We start from the raw sequence: 18116 nt of genomic DNA, 5'->3' as shown, positions 1-18116 counted from the left end.
CGCGCGGCCCCGCGCCGTGCCCTGCGCTGCGCCCGTAAGCCCGCGCGCCGTGCCCGTGAGCCCTGCGCCGTGCCCGCGCGTCGTGCGCTTTCAGGGAGGTCCGGCGCTTCCGCCTGCCCTAGAACCCTGCTCGGCGGGGCGCTGGGTGAATGTTGAGCCGCGAAACATTTCGCGGGCGCCGCCTCGCCCGCCCGTGCCCGGCGGGCGCCCGCGCCGGGGCGCCGCCATGCCCGGGCCACCCCTCGTCCCACCCATGTTGATCTCGTGTTACGTGATTGTTACCGCCGACAACAAATCAACATGCCGACAGGTCTGGCGTGACGGACAAGCGCGACATAAGTTGCGGGACACAACATTCACCCCGGTGGACGTGTGATCTCGCTCACCGGGTCGGAAGACCCGGCCGCGGCACGGCGGCCGCCCCCCAGAAAGGACCCGGGCAATGCGCAAGGGCATCCTCGGCCTGATGGCCCTCACGACGGCCGCGGCGCTCAGCCTCACCGCGTGCGGGGACGACGGCAACGACTCCGGCGGAGACGCGGCGAAGGGCAAGGTCGGCGTGATCCTGCCCGACACGGCCTCGTCCGCGCGGTGGGAGAACTTCGACCGCCCCTACCTCGAGCAGGCCTTCAAGGCCGCCGGCATCCAGAGCGACATCCAGAACGCCGAAGGCTCCGCGCAGCGGTTCCAGACCATCGCCGACCAGATGCTGACGAGCGGCGTCACCGTCCTGCTCGTCACCGGCCTCGACTCCAACTCCGCCGCCGCCGTGCAGCGCAAGGCGCAGGCGCAGGGCGTCAAGACCATCGACTACGACCGGCTCACCCTGGGCGGCGTCGCCGACTACTACGTCTCCTTCGACAACGTGAAGGTCGGCGAGACGATGGCCGCCGGCCTGCAGAAGTGCCTGGGCGAGAAGGACGCCAACATCGTCTACCTCAACGGCTCGCCCTCCGACAACAACGCGACCCTCTTCGCCAAGGGCTCGCACAACGTGCTCGACAAGGTCTCCACCTACAAGAAGGTCGCCGAGCAGCCCGTTCCGGAGTGGGAGGCCGAGAAGGCCGCCACGCTCTTCGAGCAGATGTGGACCGAGCAGAAGGGCAAGATCGACGGTGTGCTCGCCGCGAACGACAACCTCGGCAACGCGGTGATCTCGATCCTGAAGAAGAACCAGCGCGCGGGCAAGGTCCCGGTCACCGGTCAGGATGCCACCGTGCAGGGCCTGCAGAACATCCTCGACGGCACCCAGTGCACGTCGGTCTACAAGCCGTCCAAGCTGGAGGCCGACGCGGCGGTGAAGCTGGCCGTCTCCCTCATCAAGGGCGAGAAGGGCGAGACCACCGCCACCGAGCACGACCCGATCGGCAAGCGCGACGTCCCGTCGGTGCTGCTGGAGCCGATCGGCATCACCAAGGAGAACGTCAAGAAGGTCGTCGACGACGGCTCGGTCAAGGCGGCCGACCTCTGCAAGGGGGCGTACGCGGCCAAGTGCGAGGCCGCCGGCATCACGGTCCAGTAACGACCCCCGCCGACCTCGTGGCGGGCCCCACCCGCTGAGGGCGTCCCGGGCACCCGGAAGCCCGGGGCGCCGGGGGCCCGCCACGGGCGCGCGACAGACAGTGGAAGGAACCACGTGGCTGAAAACGGAGACCCCGTCCTCCGCCTGACCGGGCTCAACAAGAGCTTCGGTGCCGTCCACGTCCTGCACGACGTGGACTTCACGCTGCGGCTCGGCGAGGTCATGGCCCTCGTCGGCGACAACGGAGCGGGCAAGTCGACCCTGATCAAGTGCATCGCCGGGATCCACCCGATCGACTCGGGGCAGATCGAGTTCGACGGGCGCCCGGTGACGATCGACGGGCCGCGCGCCGCGGCCGACCTCGGCATCGAGGTCGTCTACCAGGACCTCGCGCTCGCCGACAACCTCGACATCGTGCAGAACATGTTCCTCGGCCGCGAGCGCAAGCACGGCCTCATCCTGGACGAGGCGTCGATGGAGGAGTCCGCCCGGGAGGTCCTCGCACGGCTGTCGGTCCGCACCGTCAAGTCCGTCCGCCAGCAGGTGTCGAGCCTGTCCGGCGGGCAGCGGCAGACGGTCGCCATCGCCAAGGCCGCGCTGTGGGAGTCCAAGGTCGTCATCCTGGACGAGCCCACCGCCGCGCTCGGCGTCGCCCAGACCCAGCAGGTGCTCAACCTCGTCCGGCGCCTCGCCGACAGCGGCCACGCCGTCGTGCTGATCTCGCACAACATGAACGACGTCTTCGAGGTGGCCGACCGCATCACCGCGCTGTACCTCGGCCGCGTCGCCGCGGACGTCGCCCGCTCCGAGGTCACCCACGGCCAGGTCGTGGAACTCATCACCGCCGGCCGTTCCGGTGATCTCGGCCTCGCGCCGACGACCGCCGCAGAGAGCATCTGAGGGGGGACCACGTGTCCACCGACATCCCGACTCCGAAGGACACCGCCATGACGCTGGCGGACGCGGACTTCGCGACCGACCGGCGCGAGCACGACATGAGGTCGGCGGCGCTGGACTACTGGAACAAGATCAAGGCCGGCGAGCTCGGCGCGCTCCCCGCCATCCTCGGCCTGATCTCCCTCGTCATCCTGTTCACCGCGCTGAAGCCCGACACCTTCCTCAGCAAGGCGAACATCGCGAACCTGTCCACCCAGGCGCTGCCCATCACGATCCTCGCGATGGGCCTGGTGTTCGTCCTGCTGGTGGGCGAGATCGACCTGGCCGCGGGCGTGGCGAGCGGCCTGTCCGCCGCCGTCATGGCCAAGATCCTGGTGGACGGCGGCCAACCCTGGTACGTCGCGATCATCAGCGCGGTGGCGACCGGCGTCCTCATCGGCACCGTGATCGGCTGGCTCGTCTCCGTACTGCGAATACCGTCGTTCGTCGTCACGCTCGCGTTCTTCCTCGGCCTCCAGGGCATCACGCTGCGGCTGATCGGCGAGGGCGGCACCGTGCCCGTCCGCGACGAGGTCATCGTGGCGATCGCCACCAAGAACATGCCGATCTGGCTCGGCTGGACGCTCGCCGTCGCCTGCTCCGTCGGCTACGCCGCGACGCAGGTGCTGCGCTGGCGCCGGCAGCGCGTCCGCGAGCTGCACTCCAAGCCGCTGGAGTTCGTGCTCGCCCAGTCCGGCGTCGTCGCCGCCGCACTGCTGATCAGCACGTTCGTGCTCAGCCAGGACCGCGCCCCGAGCCCGCTGATCACGCTCGGCGGCATCCCGTGGGGCGTCCTGCTGGTCGGCATCCTGCTGATCGTCTGCACGTTCGTGCTGGGCCGCACCGCCTACGGCCGGCACATCTACGCCGTCGGCGGCAACGCCGAGGCCGCGCGCCGCGCCGGCATCAACGTCGTCCGCATCCGGATCTCCGTCTTCATGATCGGCTCCGGGCTGGCGGCGGTCAGCGGCATCGTGGCGGCGTCCCGGCTCAACTCGGTCGCCGTCAACGCGGGCGCGGGCAACACGCTGCTGTACGCGGTCGGCGCCGCCGTCATCGGCGGGACGAGCCTGTTCGGCGGCCGCGGCAAGGCCCGCGACGCCGTCCTCGGCGGGCTCGTCATCGCGATCATCGAGAACGGGCTCGGTCTGCTCGGCACCAAGGCGTACCTGAGCTTCCTCATCACCGGGGTGGTGCTCCTGCTCGCCGCCACCATGGACGCGCTGGCCAGGCGGCGGCGCACGGCCGCCGGGCGATGAGCCCGCGGGCGCGGTGACCCCGTGGAAGCGGTGACCCGGTGAACGCGGCCGGGGACGCCTGGGAGCCGGTGGCCCGCGCCATCGGCTCCCAGGCGTGGCCGCGCGGGGAATCCGCCGGTACGTCCGCCATGACCGCTGCTGATACGCTCACGGATCACGACCGCCTGGCGCGCGGCGGCGGTGTGGCACGGTGGGAGCCCCTCGGCATGTCAGTGACGCCAGCCATCGACCTGCGCGGCATCGAGAAGAGCTTCGGTTCCGTGAAGGTTCTGCACGACGTCTCGTTCTCCGCCTACCCCGGCGAGATCACCGCACTGGTCGGCGACAACGGCGCCGGCAAGTCCACGCTGGTCAACTGCATCGGCGGCATCCACGCGTTCGACAGGGGCGAGTACCGGTTCGAGGGCGAGCCGGTGCGGATCGGCAGCCCGCGCGCCGCGGCCCGGCTCGGCATCGAGATCGTCCACCAGGACCTCGCGCTCTGCGAGAACCTCGACATCGTGCAGAACCTCTACCTCGGCCGGGAGCGGCGCAGCGGCCCCGTCCTCGACGAGGACCTGATGGAGGAGACGGCGCGCACCGCGCTGTCGGGGCTCGCCGTCCGCACGCTCGGCTCGGTCCGCCGCCGGGTCGCCACGCTGTCGGGCGGGCAGCGGCAGATCGTCGCCATCGCCCGCGCCGTCCTGCAGGACGCCAAGGTCGTCGTGCTGGACGAGCCGTCCGCCGCGCTCGGCATCGCGCAGAGCCAGCAGGTGCTGGAGTTCGTCCGGCGGCTCGCCGACAAGGGCCTCGCGGTGGTGCTGATCTCGCACAACATGAACGACGTCTTCGCGATCTCCGACCGGATCGCCGCGCTCTACCTCGGCCGGATGGTGGCCCAGGTCAGGACCGCCGACGTCACCCACCGGCAGGTCGTCGAGCTGATCACCTCGGGCACCGGGGGAGAGCCGGGGCCGCACCGATGATGAAGGCGGGCCCGTCGCAGGAGGACGTCCGGCGGCACAACCTCGGAACCCTGCTGCGCTTCGTGCACCTGCGCGGCCCGGCGTCGCGGGCGACGCTGGCCGAGTCGCTCGGCCTCAACCGCAGCACGATCATGGCGCTGACGTCCGACCTCACCGCGGCCGGGCTCGTCCGCGAGGAACTGCCGCGCGGGCCCGGCCGGCGCGCCGGGCGGCCCTCCCTCGTCGTCCGGCCGGAGTCGACCCGCGTGTACGTGCTGGCGTTCGAGGTCGGCGTCGACCGGCTCGTCGTCGCCCGCGTCGGCCTCGGCGGCGTCGTGCTCGACCGCCGGGAGGGCGTGCGCGCCCGCGACTCCGACCCCGCCGACCTGCTCGGCGTGCTCGTCGCGGGCGCCCGCGCGCTGGTCCGCAAGGCCGAGCGGGACGCCGTCTGCGTCGGCGCCGCCCTCGGGTTCCCCGGCACCGTCCGCCGCGCCGACGACACCATCATGTTCGGCCCGAACCTCGACGTCGGCGACCTGCGGCTCGGGGACGCGCTGTCGCGCCGCCTCGGCCTCGGCATCCCCGTCTCGGTCTGCAACGACGCCAACCTCGGCGCCCTCGCCGAGCACGAGCGCGGCGCCGGGGTGAACTGCGACAACCTCATCTACCTGCACGGCGACGTCGGCGTCGGCGGCGGCATCATCGCGCACGGCCGGCTGCTCGGCGGCGACGAGGGGTTCGGCGGCGAGATCGGCCACATGATCATCAACCCGGGCGGACGGCGCTGCGCGTGCGGCTCGAAGGGCTGCCTGGAGGCCGAGGTCGGCGAGCGGGCCCTGCTGGACCACGCCGGCCAGGCGGAGCACCCCGGGCAGGCGGGCCGGGACGCGGTCCGCGCCGTCCTCGCGTCCGCCGACGCGGGCGACATCGCGGCGCGGGAGGCGCTGCAGCGGGTCGGCACCTGGCTCGGCCTCGGCGTGGCCAGCCTCGTCAACGTGTTCAACCCCGGCATGATCGTCTTCGGCGGGACGCTCCGCGACATCTACCTCGGCGCCGCCGCGCAGATCCGCAGCGTCCTCGCCACCGGCGCGCTCGCCGCGCCCCGCGAGAAGGTCAAGCTCCGCACGGCCGCGCTCGGCGACGACACCACCCTCGTCGGGGCCGCCGAGTTCGCCTTCGCAGAGGTGCTCTCCGACCCCGTCCAGGTGCTGACCAGGCTGCGGGCCCCCGAGGACAGCCCCGTCTGAGACCCCGCTAGGGGCGCCGCGCCTCCGGCGCGTGCAGGGGCACCGTGGTGTACGGGGTGACGAACGCGAACGCCATCATGCCGTCCATCAGGAGGCCGCCGGCGGCGGCGAGCCGCGACTTGAGCCGCGCGCCGAGGCGGGCGTGCTCGTGCAGGGTCGCCCACGCCAGCCACCCGACGGCGACGACGGCCCAGTAGGACACCAGGCGGTACAGGCCGACGGCCGCCGCGGCGGGGGAGAGGGCCGCGCCGAACGCCACCAGGGACGCGGCCATGCTGCCCTCGATCGCGCCGAGGCCGCCCGGCAGCAGCGGCAGCGCGCTGCCCGCGGCCTGCGCGGCGAAGTAGGTGAGGGCGACCCCGTTCGGGGAGACCTCGATGCCGACCGCGTTCGCCGCCGCCAGCAGCGCGAGGATGTCGAACACCCAGTTCAGCAGGGCGAGCGCGGCGAGCGCGGCCCAGTCGCGGCGGGTCGGGCGCAGCACGTCGCGGACGCCGGCCAGCCGCTCGGCGTACGGGGCGATCCGCGGATGGGCCAGCGCCCAGCGGTGGGCGCGGCGCAGCGGCGCCGTGAGCACGGCGCGGGCCCGCGGCCGCCGCAGCGCCGGGACGAGCAGCACCGCGAGGACGAGCGGGACGGCCAGCGCGGTCAGCGCCGGCCCGCGGGCGTGCGGGTCGGCGAGCAGCGCCAGCAGGCCCACCAGCGAGTACGCGGAGGTGGTGATGACGCCGCCGGCCAGGATCACCGCCGTGGCGAGCGGCGCCGACGCACCGCCGCGGCGGAACTGCCGGAACGTGTAGACGACGCTCACCGCGGGGCCCGCCGGAAGCGTCGTGGACAGCGCGTTGCCCGCGTAGGTGATCGCGAACGCGCGGCGCAGCGGCATGCGCAGCCCGCCGACGCGCAGCAGCCGGCGCTGCAGCCGGGCGAACGCGCCCATCGACCCGGCCACGGCCAGCACGACCATCGTGAGCCAGCCCGGATCGGCGTGCGCGGCGGCCGACCAGATGGCGCCGAGGTCGGGCAGTTCGTCGCGGTAGAGGGGGAAGGCGGCGAGCGCGCCCAGGACCAGCGCCCACTGGACGAGGAGACCCGCTTTGCGCCGCCACCACGGGCGCGGCGCCGCTCGGTCGTCATGCCCGCCGGGGAGCGGGAACGGGGACTCGGCGTCGGCCGAAAGGGGCCCGGCGCTGGCCGAAAGGGGCCCGGCGCTGGCCGAAAGGGGCGCGGCGCTGGCCGAAAGGGGCCTGATGTCGGCCGGCGGGGGCTCGGCGTCGCCCGGAGGGCGGACCGGTGCCGTGACTGTCTCATGCATGTCCCGGTCACCTCGCAAGCTCGCCCGCAATGCGCAACCTATGGCCCGCCTATGACATTCCCCCGGGTCCGGAAACGAACCGCAAAGAGACCCCTGCCACACGCGTCACCGGCGGCCGCGGCCCGCGGGCGCGCGGACGCGCGGTCAGGGCCGCCGCGTCGGGTTGACGGCGTCGGACTCGGCGGCGGTGTCCGGGTGGGGGCGCTCGTCGTCGCCGTCCCGCGCGGCCTGCCGCTCGTACTCGGTGATGCCGAGCCCGTCCCTGCTCTGCTCGGGCTCCTCGATCACCAGGTCGTCGGGCGGGTCGGTCACGTACTCCTCGGTCAGGCCGATCTCCTCGTCCTGATCGTTGTCGCCCATGTCGTCGATGTCGTCGCGGAAGTCGCGCGACTCACCGGGCCTGCGTGCCCTCATCATTCCCTCCCGGTTCGTCTGGTTTTCACCTGATCGAACCGGTATCCCCGCTGACCGGAGCCCTACTCGTGATCGCGGACGGCTCTGTCCGCGGTCGCGGACCGCCCTACCCGCGGTCGCGGACCGCGACGAGCCCGCCGATGACGCCGATGTACGCGCTCCCGTCCGGACCGATCGTGATGGGCGCCCAGTTGTTGTCGAACCACTTGCCCGTGCCCGTGAGCACCTTGTAGGCGGTCTTGCCCGTGTGGACGTCCACCGCGGTCAGGTACCAGGCGTCGATGAGATCCCGGCGGGGCTCCTTCGTGTACAGGTACAGCAGCCCGTTGGGCACCGACACCTTGGGCACGGTGGACGGCGAGCGCTCCTGGCTCGTCCAGACGGTCTCGCAGCCCTTCCCATCGGACTTCACATCCACGCGGCTCACCCCGCCCACCGACGACCCTCCCGGCGGAAGCTCGAAGAAGTTGCGGTAGCCGTAGTTGTTCTCGACGAACAGGCTGTTCCCGTAGCCGATGAGGGAGTTGTCCGTCGCGCTGGCCCCGCTGCCGAACACGGGGATCTGGCAGACGAGTTCACCGTCGTCCCTGCGCCGGACGATGACGTGCATGCGGTCGTCGGCGTTGTCGGTGATGGCCACGTAGCCGTCACCGAAGAACGTGGGAGTCGTCCCCGAACCCTGGTCGATCTGGCCGGGCTTGCGTCCGGTACCTCTGTCATAGGGCTGGCGCCACACGACCGTGGGCATGCCGCTCGCGTCGGCCCGCATCTGGTACAGCGCGTGGTCGGAGACGATGGAGACGCCGTCCTCGCCCGCGGCGAAGGAGTTCTGGATGCTCTCCCCGGTGAGCCGCGTCATCCGGACGGTGCCCGACTCCGGGTCCACCGTGCCGACCCGCCCGTTCCGGGTGATCCACCAGATCAGGCCGTCCCAGTCGGGCCCGACCGCGGTGATCGGGTCGCATTCGCCCTTCGGCCACGGATTCGTCCACGTGGCGCAGTCATGGGGCAGGTGGCCGCTCAGGTCCCAGTCGTCGGTCACCGTGAAGCGCCACGTGCCGTCCGGCCCCTTCTCGTGCGCGAACCGGCGCAGGTGGAAGGCCGAATCCGCCAGGACGGCGCGGTCCTGCGGGTCCAGGTAGTAGTACGCGCCGCCCGACGTGTCGGTGAGCACCTTGTCGAGGCTCAGCGAGAACACGGCCTGGACGGTCGACGGCCGCGGCGGCAGGTCGTAGGTCGCCAGGTCCTTGAGCGTCTTCGGGTCGATCAGTCGCAGGACGAAGTTCTGCCCGCGCGTGCACTGCGCGACGATCAGGCCCGTCCGCCGCGCGAACGTCACCGTGGAGCACAGCCCCGGCAGGCCGCCGCCCTTGGCCTCGTTGAGCACCTCGGGATCGCGGCCGAGCGGCCCTGGGAACGGGTAGGTGTCGGACGCGTAGCTGTCGGCGTGCATCGACGACGTCCCCACCGGCCCCTGGTGCGGGTTGGCCGGAACAGGCCGCCCGGCGAGCGGCCGCGGCGTCGCCGGCCCGCCCACGTACGCCGGGACGAAGCCCTTCCCCGGGCCGTCGGGGATCGGGGCGGCCGCCGCGGGGGCCGCGAGGCCGGCGGTGGTGAGGCCCGCGGTCAGGAGGGCGGCGAGCAGGGGTCTGCGCATGACGGGCTCCAAGACGGACGACGGCGGCCCGGTCGCGCCCTCCGGGGTGATCCACAGCGTAAACGGTGATCGTCGATCGCGCTCGGATGGTTACGATCCGGTCATGGGCGTACAAGCTGTGATCTTCGACTGGGGCGGCACCCTGACCCCGTGGCACGACCTCGACCTCACCGACATGTGGCGCGCGATCTGCTCCGCCCACCTGCCGCCGGACGCCGTCGAGAAGGCCGCCGCCGCGCTCGCCGAGGCCGAGCTGGAGCTGTGGCGCCGCGGCACCGAGGAGCACCGCAGCGCCACGCTCGCCGAGGCGTTCGAGATGGCCGGGGTGGAGCCCACCGAGGACCTCCTCGCGGCGCACTTCGAGACCTGGACCCCGCACACCCACACCGACCCCGCCGTCCCCGGCCTCTTCCACGCCCTCCGCGAGCGCGGCATCAAGATCGGCGTCCTGTCCAACACCATCTGGACCCGCGAGTGGCACGAGCGCGTCTTCGCCCGCGACGACGTCCTCGGCATGCTCGACGGCGCCGTCTACTCCAGCGAGATCCCCTGGACGAAGCCGCACGCCGAGGCGTTCCGCGCCGCCATGGACGCCGTCGGCGCCACCGACCCCGCGTCCTGCGTCTTCGTCGGCGACCGCCCCTACGACGACATCCACGGCGCCAAGTCGGCCGGCCTGCGCGCCGTCCAGCTCTGGCACCAGACCACCCACGCCTTCCAGCGCCCCGGCCTCACACCCCCCGACGCCCTGATCCACACCCTGGACGAACTGCTCCCGCACGTAGAGCGCTGGTAAGCCTGACCGGCGCCGGGAGCGGAGCAACAGGCGGAGCTCAGACGCTTCGGGGGTCAGGGGCGGCGCGCCACGATCAGGTCGCGGGTGATGGCCTGGTCCACGCGGTGGCGGAAGCTCTGGTAAGCGTCGGAGTCCTGGACGTCCAGGCCGGCGGTGCGGAGGATGTCGGCGAGTTGCTCGCGGCGGCCGACGAAGGTGTTCCAGGAGATCCCGATGGCGCCCCCCGGGCGCAGCAGCCGCGCCCATTCGGGGACGGCGGCGGCCAGCAGGTCGACGGGGCTGCGTGACAGCTGCGGCTTGCCCTTGCGGCCCGGCTGCGCGCCCTTGGGGCGGCTGCCGTGCTGGACGCCGTACGGGGCGTCCGTGACGATCAGGTCGAACGAGGCGGGGCGGAAGAACTTGCCGGCGCCCACGGAGTCGGCGTTCACGACCGTGATCTCCATCGTCTCGCCGCTCTTGTAGCGCTCCTTGGACGCCCCGAACGTCACGTGGAGGCGGCGCCCGAGGACGGCCTTCTCGCGCCGGATGTTGGCCGTCTCGGCCTGGTGCTTGACCCGGTTGTTCTTCAGCCAGGTCTTGATGAAGGCCGCGTAGGCGTCGAAGTCCTTGGCGTCGATGTCGATGCCGGCGGCGTCCAGGCCGTACATCATCGCCTGGTTGAGGGTGGTGCCCCGCCCGCACATGGGATCCAGGACGCGGGGGCGGCCGGTCACCAGGTCCATGGGCGAGTCCATCGCCATCGCGGTGACGTTCAGTAGCAGCTTGGTGAAGTACTCGTTCGTCTTGCCGGAGTACTTCTGGATGGTCAGCAGGTCGCTGCCGAACAGGTCGAGGGGCTGGAGCGCGACCGGCCGGAGCAGCTCGCCCTCGATCTGGAACAGCGCGTAGAGACCCGACAGGTTCGACAGGAGGCGGACGTCCTGCTCCGTCAGCTCGTCGGCGGAGAACGTCACGTAGGGGACGCCGCCCATGGCCGTCTCGCGGATGTCGCCCAGGCGCCCGCCCAGGGCCCGTTCGCTGAACACCGTCAGCTCCGCCTTGAGCAAGTCGGCGGCGGCCTGGGCGTAGACGCGGTTGTGCGAAGGGGTGACGAGGAGGCCGTACGCGGTCATTCGCAGAACCCTATTGGAAGGTCGGAGCGGAGACCGCCGGGACGATGGCCCGGCGGTCTCCGCGCGGCCCTTGGACGGGCCGCTCCTCCCCGGTCAGGCGGCCCGCGCGGGACGGTCCGAAGGCGCCGGGTCGTCGGCGGGAGCGTCTGGTGCGGCGGGAGCGTCCGGCGCGGCGGGCAGCGCCCGCGCGCGCTCGTCCGGGCGGCCCTCGGCGGCGGGCAGGTCCGGGAGGTGCCGCGCGGCGGCGGCCAGCAGCTCGTGCACCCGGGCCGTGAGGCTCGCGAGGTCGGCCCGCGCCACGTCCGCCTGCGCCTGGGCGATGCGCGCCTGCCGCCGCGCGGCGTCGCGCTCGGCCGCGAGCCGGTTCAGCTGTTCGTGGTAGGCGTCCCGCAGCTCGTCGAGGGCGCTGCGCCCGCCCTCCGTCGGAGTCGTGGTCACGTCTGGGCTCCTCCCCCGAGTAGTCCCCTCTACCGGGACCAACGCGATCGGTGCCGCGCTTCGTTCCCGCCGTGCGGAAGATCACTCACCCGGTTCGGGGCGGGGCGCGAGGCCCGCGGGCGGCAGCCCGGGGAACGCGTCCGGCGGCGCCGCGGCGCCCGCCCGCGCCCGCCACCGGGCCGACCGCGCCATCGCCCGCTGCGCGCTGTCGGCGGCGAACGCCCGCAGGTCGGGGGCGGAGAGGCCGGCGAGGCCGACGTAGGCGGCGGCGAGGTCGTCCTCCAGCGCCGCCGCGAGCCGCGCGGCGCTGCGCGCGTCGGTGACCCGGACGGGCAGCCGGTAGGCGGCCGCCGCCGGGTCCGGGTCGCCGGACAGGATCGAGGCCAGCTCGTCGCGCTGGGCCCGGTGGCCGTTCCACATGTCCTTCGCGGTCTGCCGCAGCGTGCCGCGCAGCCGGGCCCCGAGCACCCCGTACCCGTACACGGCCGCGTGCTCGGCCGACAGCGCCGTCCGCAAGGCTTCGGCATCGGACCTGGAGCGGACGGCCGGGACCCCGCCCCTGACCGTCCTGGCATGGCCCGCTTCGCAGGCGCCGATGCTGGCGAGCAGCTGCGCCAGCGCGGGGCTTACCTTGGCGGCGTCGGCCGTCCGCGCGCGCGCCGCGTCCTCCTCCGCGTCGCGCAGGAAGGCGAGCGCCTGCGCGGAGCCGGCGGGGACCGGGGGAGCGGGACTGGCGGACGGCATCGCGCCGCCCTCGCCCGCCCTGTCGCCCGAGCCCGGCACGTAGTGCCTCTTCAGGACCTCCAGGTGCCGGCGGTGGTGCGCGAGGACCGGATCGAGCCGGCCGGCCGGCACCGCACCCGATGACCGCGCCGCCTCGTAGGCCGCGATCAGGTGCTGCTCGGACGCGATCGCGCCGACGAGCACCGCGACGCCGGTGCGCCCGGCCGGGGACGACGCCGACGACTCCGCCGCGCAGCCCGCCAGCCCCGGCAGGAGCAGGGCGCTCCCGCCGATCGCCCCGCCCAGCACGGCCCCCCGCCGCAGCAGCGCGCGCCGCGACATCGCCTCCTCGGGCGAGCGCGGCAGGGCGTTCGGCAAGGGAGTCTCCTCACCCGGTGGCACGGTGGTGGAGGCCCGTCGCGGTCGCGGTATACGGACGCGTCCATCGGGCCAGCTCAAGCATTCCATATCCGCCGCGCCGGTGAGCCGCCGGAAAGACCGACGCGGTCCCCGGCTGTCGATACCCTTGAGGTGTCGACGGACGAACGGTGACATCCGCGATCGCAGACGTGACAACAGAGGGAACACGAGGAGGGCCCATGAGCGTCGAGTCCAGCGGTGGCCGCGCTCAGGGCGGGCGCGGTCCCGGCAGGCGCGCCGACGCCTCCGCGCGTCCCGCGCGCGACACGGCCATCGACCGGCTGACCCGGCTGGTGGAACCCGCCGTGGCCGAGATCGGCCTCGACCTGGAGGAGGTCGACGTCCGCCCGGCCGGGCGCCGCCGCCTCGTGAAGATCGTGGTGGACGGGGACGGCGGGGTCGACCTCGACGCCGTCGCCCGGGTGAGCGAGGCTGCCTCCCGGCTGCTCGACGAGTCCGACGTGATGGGGACCTCGCCCTACGTGCTGGAGGTGACCTCGCCCGGCGTCGACCGACCCCTCACCGAGCCGCGGCACTGGCGCCGCGCCGTCGGCCGGCTGGTCGTCGCGCCGCTGGCCGAGGGCGGGCAGGTCGAGGGCCGCGTGGTAGCGGCCGACGACGCCGCCGTCGAGATCGACGTCGTCCAGAAGCGGCGCGGCAAGGGCGCCGGGACGCAGACCGCGCGGCGCAGGTTCGGCCTGGACGAGCTGGGGCGCGGCCGGGTCCAGGTGGAGTTCAAACCCCTGGAGCGGACGGCCGACGATAAGCGTTCTCCGGCTGAGCCGGACTAGAGGGGGGAACCTCGTGGACATCGACATGACCGCCCTGCGGGGCCTGGAGAGCGAGAAGGACATCTCGCTCGACGTGGCCGTCAAGGCCATCGAAGACGCCCTGCTGATCGCCTACCACCGGACGGAGGGCGCGGCGCCGAAGGCGCGCGTCGAGCTGGACCGGCAGAGCGGGCACGTGACCGTCTGGGCGACCGAGACCGACGAGGAGGGCAACGACCTCCGCGAGTACGACGACACCCCGACCGGTTTCGGCCGCATCGCGGCGACCACCGCCAAGCAGGTGATCCTGCAGCGGCTGCGCGACGCCGAGGACGAGCTGACCTTCGGCGAGTACGCCGGCCGCGAGGGCGACATCGTCAGCGGCATCATCCAGCAGGGCAAGGACCCGCGCAACGTGCTGGTCGACCTCGGCCGCATCGAGGCCGTCCTGCCCCCGCAGGAGCAGGTGCCCGGTGAGCGCTACGAGCACGGCGAGCGGCTGCGCGCCTACGTGGTGCAGGTCCGCAAGGGCCACCGGGGCCCGTCGGTGCAGCTGTCGCGCACGCACCCGAACCTCGTCCGCAAGCTGTTCGCGCTGGAGGTCCCGGAGATCGCCGACGGCACCGTGGAGATCGCCGCGATCGCCCGCGAGGCCGGCCACCGCACCAAGATCGCGGTGCGCTCGCGCAAGTCCGGCGTGAACGCCAAGGGCGCGTGCATCGGCCCGCTCGGCGGCCGGGTCCGCAACGTGATGGCCGAGCTGCACGGCGAGAAGATCGACATCGTCGACTGGTCGGACGACCCCGCGGAGCTCGTCGGGAATGCGCTGTCGCCCGCGCGGGTTTCCCATGTCGAGGTCATCGACGCCGACGCCCGGGTCGCCCGGGTGATCGTCCCCGACTACCAGCTGTCCCTCGCCATCGGCAAGGAGGGGCAGAACGCGCGGCTCGCCGCCCGGCTGACCGGCTGGCGGATCGACATCAGGTCCGACACCGAGCCGGTGCGGCCCCCCGCGGAACCCGCCGAGCCCGGCCAAACCGGATCTTCTACGTCAGGAGAGCATGCGACAGGCCCCGCGGACGCCTCGGCGCGGTAGACTCATGAAACGTGGCCGGGCGGCCCCTGTTCGCACGTGTGTGGGCTGCCGGGTTCGCACGGCCAAGTCCGGCTTGCTGCGCCTGGTGGTGGTCGAGGGCGTCATCGTCCCCGATCCTCGCGGGCGGCTGCCGGGACGGGGTGCGCATCTGCACCCCGACCTGGGGTGTCTCGAGCTCGCAGAGCGGCGTCGGGCGTTCCCGCGGGCGTTCCGCCTGCCGGGGCCGCTCGACGGTGGTGCGCTGCGGGCACGGCTTGCGGTGCACGCCGCGCGGCAGCAGGATGGCCGAAGTGAAAGCGACGTCTAGTCGGAAGCAGGTCGAGATTGCTATGAGCGCTCGATGAGCACGCCGCGATGAGTACGGCAAGTTAGCGACGGTCCGGAGGCCGCACCCCCGGACCGAGTAGGGAGTGCAGTGGCGAAGGTCCGGGTTTACGAACTCGCCAAGGAGTTCGGTGTTGAGAGCAAGGTCGTCATGGCCAAGCTCAAGGAGATGGGCGAGTTCGTACGGTCGGCGTCCTCCACGATCGAGGCGCCGGTCGAACGCAGGCTGAAGGAAGCCTTCTCAAATTCTTCTTCGTCCTCCAAGCAGGGGGACAATCGGGGCGCGCAGAAGCGACCTTCGGGTCCGCGTCCCGCCGCGCCGCGTCCGGGTCCGCCCGGCGGCGCCTCCGACGGACAGGGCGCGCGCCCGCAGGCCCCCCGGCCCGCCGCGCCGCGCCCGCCCGCGCCCAAGCCGGGCCCGGGCGGTCCCGGCGGCCAGAGCGGTCCGGGCCAGGGCGGCATGCCCAAGCCGGGCCCGCGCCCGCCCGTCCCGCCGGCGCCGAGCACGCCGGTGAACGCGCCCGCGGCGCAGGCGCCGAGCGCCCCGCCCGCGGCGGGTCCCGCGACCGGCGGTCCCGCGGCCGGCAACGGCGCGGGCACCCGCGCCCCCGGCGGCCCGAAGCCGGGTCCCCGCGCGCCCAAGCCGGGCCCGCGTCCCGGCCCGCGCCAGGGCGGCGGAGGCGGCGGCCGGCCGCGTCCGGGCAACAACCCGTTCAGCTCGACCAACACCGGCATGGGCCAGGCGCCCAAGCCGGGCCCGCGTCCCGGTCCGCGTCCGGGCGGCGACCGTCCGGGCGGTGACCGTCCCGGCGGCGGCCCCGCCGGCGGCCCGCGTCCCGGCGGCCGCAGCGGCGCGCCCGGTGCGGGCGGCCCGCGGCCCAGCCCGGGCAGCATGCCGCCCCGGCCGGGCGGCCCGCGGCCGAGCCCGATGAACATGCCGTCCTCGCGGCCCGCCGGCGCCCCCGGGCGCGGTGGTCCCGGCGGCGGTGGCGGCGGTCGCGGCCCGGGTGGCGGCGGCGGTCGTCCCGGTGGCGGCGGTCGCGGTCCCGGTGGCGGCGGTCGTCCCGGCGGTGGTGGCGGCGGCTTCGGCGGCCCCCGCGCGGGCGGCGGCGGTCGTCCCGGCGGCGGCTTCGGCGGTCCCCGCCCGGGTGGCGGCGGTCGCGGCCGCGGCGGCACGCAGGGCGCGTTCGGACGTCCCGGGGGCCGGCCGGCCCGCGGGCGCAAGTCGAAGCGCGCGCGTCGTCAAGAGTTCGAGAACATGCAGGCGCCCGCCGCCGGCGGCGTCTCGGCTCCCCGCGGCAACGGCAAGACGATCCGGCTGCCGCAGGGCGCGACCCTGACCGACTTCGCCGAGAAGATCGGCGCCAACCCGGCGTCGCTCGTCGCGATCATGATGCATCTCGGCAAGATGGTCACCGCGACCCAGTCGGTCGACCCCGACGACCTCATGGCGCTCGGGCTCGAGCTGGACTTCGACGTCCAGGTCGTCAGCCCCGAGGACGAGGACCGCGCGCTGCTCGAGTCGTTCGACATCGAGTACGGCGAGGACGAGGGCGGCGAGGAGAACCTCCAGTCGCGTCCTCCGGTGGTCACCGTCATGGGCCACGTCGACCACGGTAAGACCAAGCTGCTGGACGCCGTCCGGCACGCCAACGTGCAGGCGGGCGAGGCCGGCGGCATCACCCAGCACATCGGCGCCTACCAGGTCGAGACCGAGGTCGACGGCGAGGACCGCAAGATCACCTTCATCGACACCCCGGGTCACGAGGCGTTCACCGCCATGCGCGCCCGCGGTGCCGACACCACCGACCTGGTGGTGCTGGTGGTCGCCGCGGACGACGGCGTCAAGCCGCAGACCACCGAGGCGATCGACCACGCCACCGCGGCCGGGGTCCCGATCGTCGTCGCGGTCAACAAGATCGACGTCGAGGGCGCGGACCCGAACCGGGTGCGCGCGCAGCTGACCGAGTACGGCCTGGTCGCCGAGGAGTTCGGCGGTTCGACGCAGTTCGTCGACGTGTCCGCCAAGCAGGGCACCAACATCGACGGGCTGCTGGAGGCGATCATCCTGACCGCCGACGCCGAGCTCGACCTGAAGGCCAACCCCGACATGCCCGCTCAGGGCTCGGCCATCGAGGCCCACCTGGACAAGGGCCGGGGTGCCGTGGCGACCGTGCTGGTGCAGCGCGGCACGCTCCGGGTCGGCGACTCGATCGTCTGCGGCGTGGCCAACGGCCGCGTCCGGGCGATGCTCGACGAGAACGGCAACAACCTCGAGGAGGCGGGCCCGTCCCGTCCGGTGATGGTGCTCGGCCTCGCGGCCGTGCCCGGCGCGGGCGACAACTTCCTGGTCGTCGACGACGACCGGATCGCCCGGCAGATCGCCGACAAGCGGGTGGCGCGCAAGCGCAACGCCGAGCTGCTCAAGAGTCGCAAGAGCAGCTCCCTGGAAGAACTGTTCAAGGACTTCCAGGAGGGCAAGCGGCAGGAGCTGCTGCTCATCCTCAAGGGCGACGTGTCGGGTTCCGTCGAGGCGCTGGAGGACTCGCTCCTCAAGATCGACGTGGGCGACGAGGTCAGCCTGCGGATCATCCGCCGCGGTGTCGGCGCGATCACGCAGGACGACGTCAACCTGTCGCTGGCGTCCGAGGAGGGCGCGGTCATCATCGGCTTCAACGTGCGGCCGGAGCGCAACGCGCAGGAGCTGGCCGACCGCGAGGGCGTCGACATCCGGTACTACTCGATCATCTACCAGGCGATCGAGGAGATCGAGGCGGCCCTCAAGGGCATGCTCAAGCCGGAGTTCGAGGAGGTCCAGCTCGGCACCGCGGAGGTCCGCGAGATCTTCAAGGTGCCGCGGATCGGCAACGTGGCCGGCTCGATGGTCACCTCGGGGATCATCCAGCGCAACGCCAAGGCCCGCCTCGTCCGCGACGGCGTCGTGGTCGCCGACAACCTCACGGTGTCGTCGCTGCGCCGCTTCAAGGACGACGCGACCGAAGTCCGCGAGGGCTTCGAGTGCGGCATCGGCGTCGGTTACAACGACATCAAGCTCGGCGACGTCATCGAGTGCTTCGAGATGCGGGAGAAGCCCCGCGTCTGAGGCCCGGCGGCCCGTCCGCCCGGCCCCGCCCCTCCGGGCG

At 73.2% G+C, this 18116-nt stretch carries 16 protein-coding genes; 10 read left to right on the top strand and 6 right to left on the bottom strand.

Annotated elements, in window-relative coordinates:
- Positions 1-442: 442 nt before the first annotated feature.
- The 5 genes from ACGFI1_RS04125 (at position 443) to ACGFI1_RS04105 (ending at position 5908) form a co-directional block, all read left to right on the top strand.
- Positions 443-1522 (top strand): sugar ABC transporter substrate-binding protein, encoded by a 1080-nt coding sequence (locus ACGFI1_RS04125; protein ID WP_386867155.1) that lies wholly within the window; start codon positions 443-445, stop codon positions 1520-1522.
- 114 nt (positions 1523-1636) lie between these two features.
- Complete coding sequence (locus tag ACGFI1_RS04120) at positions 1637-2422, top strand: ATP-binding cassette domain-containing protein (protein ID WP_138639966.1); 786 nt, start codon at positions 1637-1639, stop codon at positions 2420-2422.
- An 11-nt stretch (positions 2423-2433) separates the two neighbouring features.
- On the top strand, positions 2434-3717 hold the full coding sequence (locus ACGFI1_RS04115) for a sugar ABC transporter permease (protein WP_240808339.1): 1284 nt from the start codon (positions 2434-2436) through the stop codon (positions 3715-3717).
- Between the two features lie 206 nt (positions 3718-3923).
- Positions 3924-4682: an ATP-binding cassette domain-containing protein gene (locus ACGFI1_RS04110; protein ID WP_138639967.1), complete on the top strand. Its 759-nt coding sequence runs from the start codon at positions 3924-3926 to the stop codon at positions 4680-4682.
- Complete coding sequence (locus ACGFI1_RS04105) at positions 4682-5908, top strand: ROK family transcriptional regulator (RefSeq protein WP_138639975.1); 1227 nt, start codon at positions 4682-4684, stop codon at positions 5906-5908. Before ACGFI1_RS04110 ends, ACGFI1_RS04105 begins: the two co-directional genes overlap by 1 nt.
- A gap of 7 nt (positions 5909-5915) precedes the next feature.
- Here ACGFI1_RS04105 and ACGFI1_RS04100 read toward each other — a convergent pair whose 3' ends face one another.
- From ACGFI1_RS04100 to ACGFI1_RS04090, 3 genes are all read right to left on the bottom strand, one after another.
- Complete coding sequence (locus ACGFI1_RS04100; RefSeq protein WP_392782712.1) at positions 5916-7223, bottom strand: lysylphosphatidylglycerol synthase transmembrane domain-containing protein; 1308 nt, start codon at positions 7221-7223, stop codon at positions 5916-5918.
- 144 nt (positions 7224-7367) lie between these two features.
- Complete coding sequence (locus tag ACGFI1_RS04095; RefSeq protein ID WP_387067669.1) at positions 7368-7637, bottom strand: hypothetical protein; 270 nt, start codon at positions 7635-7637, stop codon at positions 7368-7370.
- A gap of 106 nt (positions 7638-7743) precedes the next feature.
- Complete coding sequence (locus ACGFI1_RS04090; RefSeq protein WP_392782709.1) at positions 7744-9294, bottom strand: hypothetical protein; 1551 nt, start codon at positions 9292-9294, stop codon at positions 7744-7746.
- 103 nt (positions 9295-9397) lie between these two features.
- Here ACGFI1_RS04090 and ACGFI1_RS04085 point away from each other — a divergent pair, with 103 nt between their 5' ends.
- Positions 9398-10090, top strand: coding sequence for an HAD family hydrolase (locus ACGFI1_RS04085; protein ID WP_386867147.1), 693 nt, complete (start codon positions 9398-9400; stop codon positions 10088-10090).
- A gap of 53 nt (positions 10091-10143) precedes the next feature.
- Here ACGFI1_RS04085 and ACGFI1_RS04080 read toward each other — a convergent pair whose 3' ends face one another.
- From ACGFI1_RS04080 to ACGFI1_RS04070, 3 genes are all read right to left on the bottom strand, one after another.
- Positions 10144-11202, bottom strand: a complete 1059-nt coding sequence (locus ACGFI1_RS04080; protein WP_392782703.1) for a TRM11 family SAM-dependent methyltransferase — start codon at positions 11200-11202, stop codon at positions 10144-10146.
- 93 nt (positions 11203-11295) lie between these two features.
- Positions 11296-11640 carry a hypothetical protein gene (locus tag ACGFI1_RS04075; protein ID WP_392782700.1) on the bottom strand — a complete coding sequence of 115 codons (345 nt, stop codon included), beginning with the start codon at positions 11638-11640 and terminating at the stop codon, positions 11296-11298.
- Between the two features lie 81 nt (positions 11641-11721).
- Positions 11722-12741 (bottom strand): DUF4439 domain-containing protein, encoded by a 1020-nt coding sequence (locus tag ACGFI1_RS04070; protein ID WP_392782697.1) that lies wholly within the window; start codon positions 12739-12741, stop codon positions 11722-11724.
- Positions 12742-12962: 221 nt separating this feature from the next.
- Here ACGFI1_RS04070 and rimP point away from each other — a divergent pair, with 221 nt between their 5' ends.
- From rimP to infB, 4 genes are all read left to right on the top strand, one after another.
- Positions 12963-13574: a ribosome maturation factor RimP gene (gene rimP, locus ACGFI1_RS04065; protein WP_138633479.1), complete on the top strand. Its 612-nt coding sequence runs from the start codon at positions 12963-12965 to the stop codon at positions 13572-13574.
- Positions 13575-13599: 25 nt separating this feature from the next.
- Entirely contained in the window at positions 13600-14649 is a 1050-nt protein-coding gene (gene nusA / locus ACGFI1_RS04060; RefSeq protein WP_387067986.1) for a transcription termination factor NusA, read from the top strand.
- Positions 14615-14956, top strand: coding sequence for a YlxR family protein (locus ACGFI1_RS04055; RefSeq protein ID WP_338072529.1), 342 nt, complete (start codon positions 14615-14617; stop codon positions 14954-14956). Before nusA ends, ACGFI1_RS04055 begins: the two co-directional genes overlap by 35 nt.
- A gap of 108 nt (positions 14957-15064) precedes the next feature.
- Positions 15065-18076: a translation initiation factor IF-2 gene (infB, locus tag ACGFI1_RS04050; RefSeq protein WP_392782692.1), complete on the top strand. Its 3012-nt coding sequence runs from the start codon at positions 15065-15067 to the stop codon at positions 18074-18076.
- Positions 18077-18116 lie beyond the last annotated feature (40 nt).

Source organism: Actinomadura geliboluensis, assembly GCF_043197915.1.
In the GTDB taxonomy this organism is placed as follows: domain Bacteria; phylum Actinomycetota; class Actinomycetes; order Streptosporangiales; family Streptosporangiaceae; genus Spirillospora; species Spirillospora geliboluensis.
The sequence above is the reverse complement of the archived record's forward strand: the minus strand, read 5'-3'. Positions and strand labels throughout refer to the sequence as shown.

What these genes read in the sequence shown, in the direction of transcription:
- ACGFI1_RS04125 (WP_386867155.1), top strand. Translation starts at nt 443, where the DNA reads ATGCGCAAGGGCATCCTCGGCCTGATGGCCCTCACGACGGCCGCGGCG.
- ACGFI1_RS04110 (WP_138639967.1), top strand. Translation starts at nt 3,924, where the DNA reads ATGTCAGTGACGCCAGCCATCGACCTGCGCGGCATCGAGAAGAGCTTC.
- ACGFI1_RS04105 (WP_138639975.1), top strand. Translation starts at nt 4,682, where the DNA reads ATGAAGGCGGGCCCGTCGCAGGAGGACGTCCGGCGGCACAACCTCGGA.
- ACGFI1_RS04100 (WP_392782712.1), bottom strand. Translation starts at nt 7,223, where the DNA reads ATGCATGAGACAGTCACGGCACCGGTCCGCCCTCCGGGCGACGCCGAG.
- ACGFI1_RS04095 (WP_387067669.1), bottom strand. Translation starts at nt 7,637, where the DNA reads ATGAGGGCACGCAGGCCCGGTGAGTCGCGCGACTTCCGCGACGACATC.
- ACGFI1_RS04090 (WP_392782709.1), bottom strand. Translation starts at nt 9,294, where the DNA reads ATGCGCAGACCCCTGCTCGCCGCCCTCCTGACCGCGGGCCTCACCACC.
- ACGFI1_RS04085 (WP_386867147.1), top strand. Translation starts at nt 9,398, where the DNA reads ATGGGCGTACAAGCTGTGATCTTCGACTGGGGCGGCACCCTGACCCCG.
- ACGFI1_RS04080 (WP_392782703.1), bottom strand. Translation starts at nt 11,202, where the DNA reads ATGACCGCGTACGGCCTCCTCGTCACCCCTTCGCACAACCGCGTCTAC.
- rimP (WP_138633479.1), top strand. Translation starts at nt 12,963, where the DNA reads ATGAGCGTCGAGTCCAGCGGTGGCCGCGCTCAGGGCGGGCGCGGTCCC.
- nusA (WP_387067986.1), top strand. Translation starts at nt 13,600, where the DNA reads ATGACCGCCCTGCGGGGCCTGGAGAGCGAGAAGGACATCTCGCTCGAC.
- ACGFI1_RS04055 (WP_338072529.1), top strand. Translation starts at nt 14,615, where the DNA reads ATGCGACAGGCCCCGCGGACGCCTCGGCGCGGTAGACTCATGAAACGT.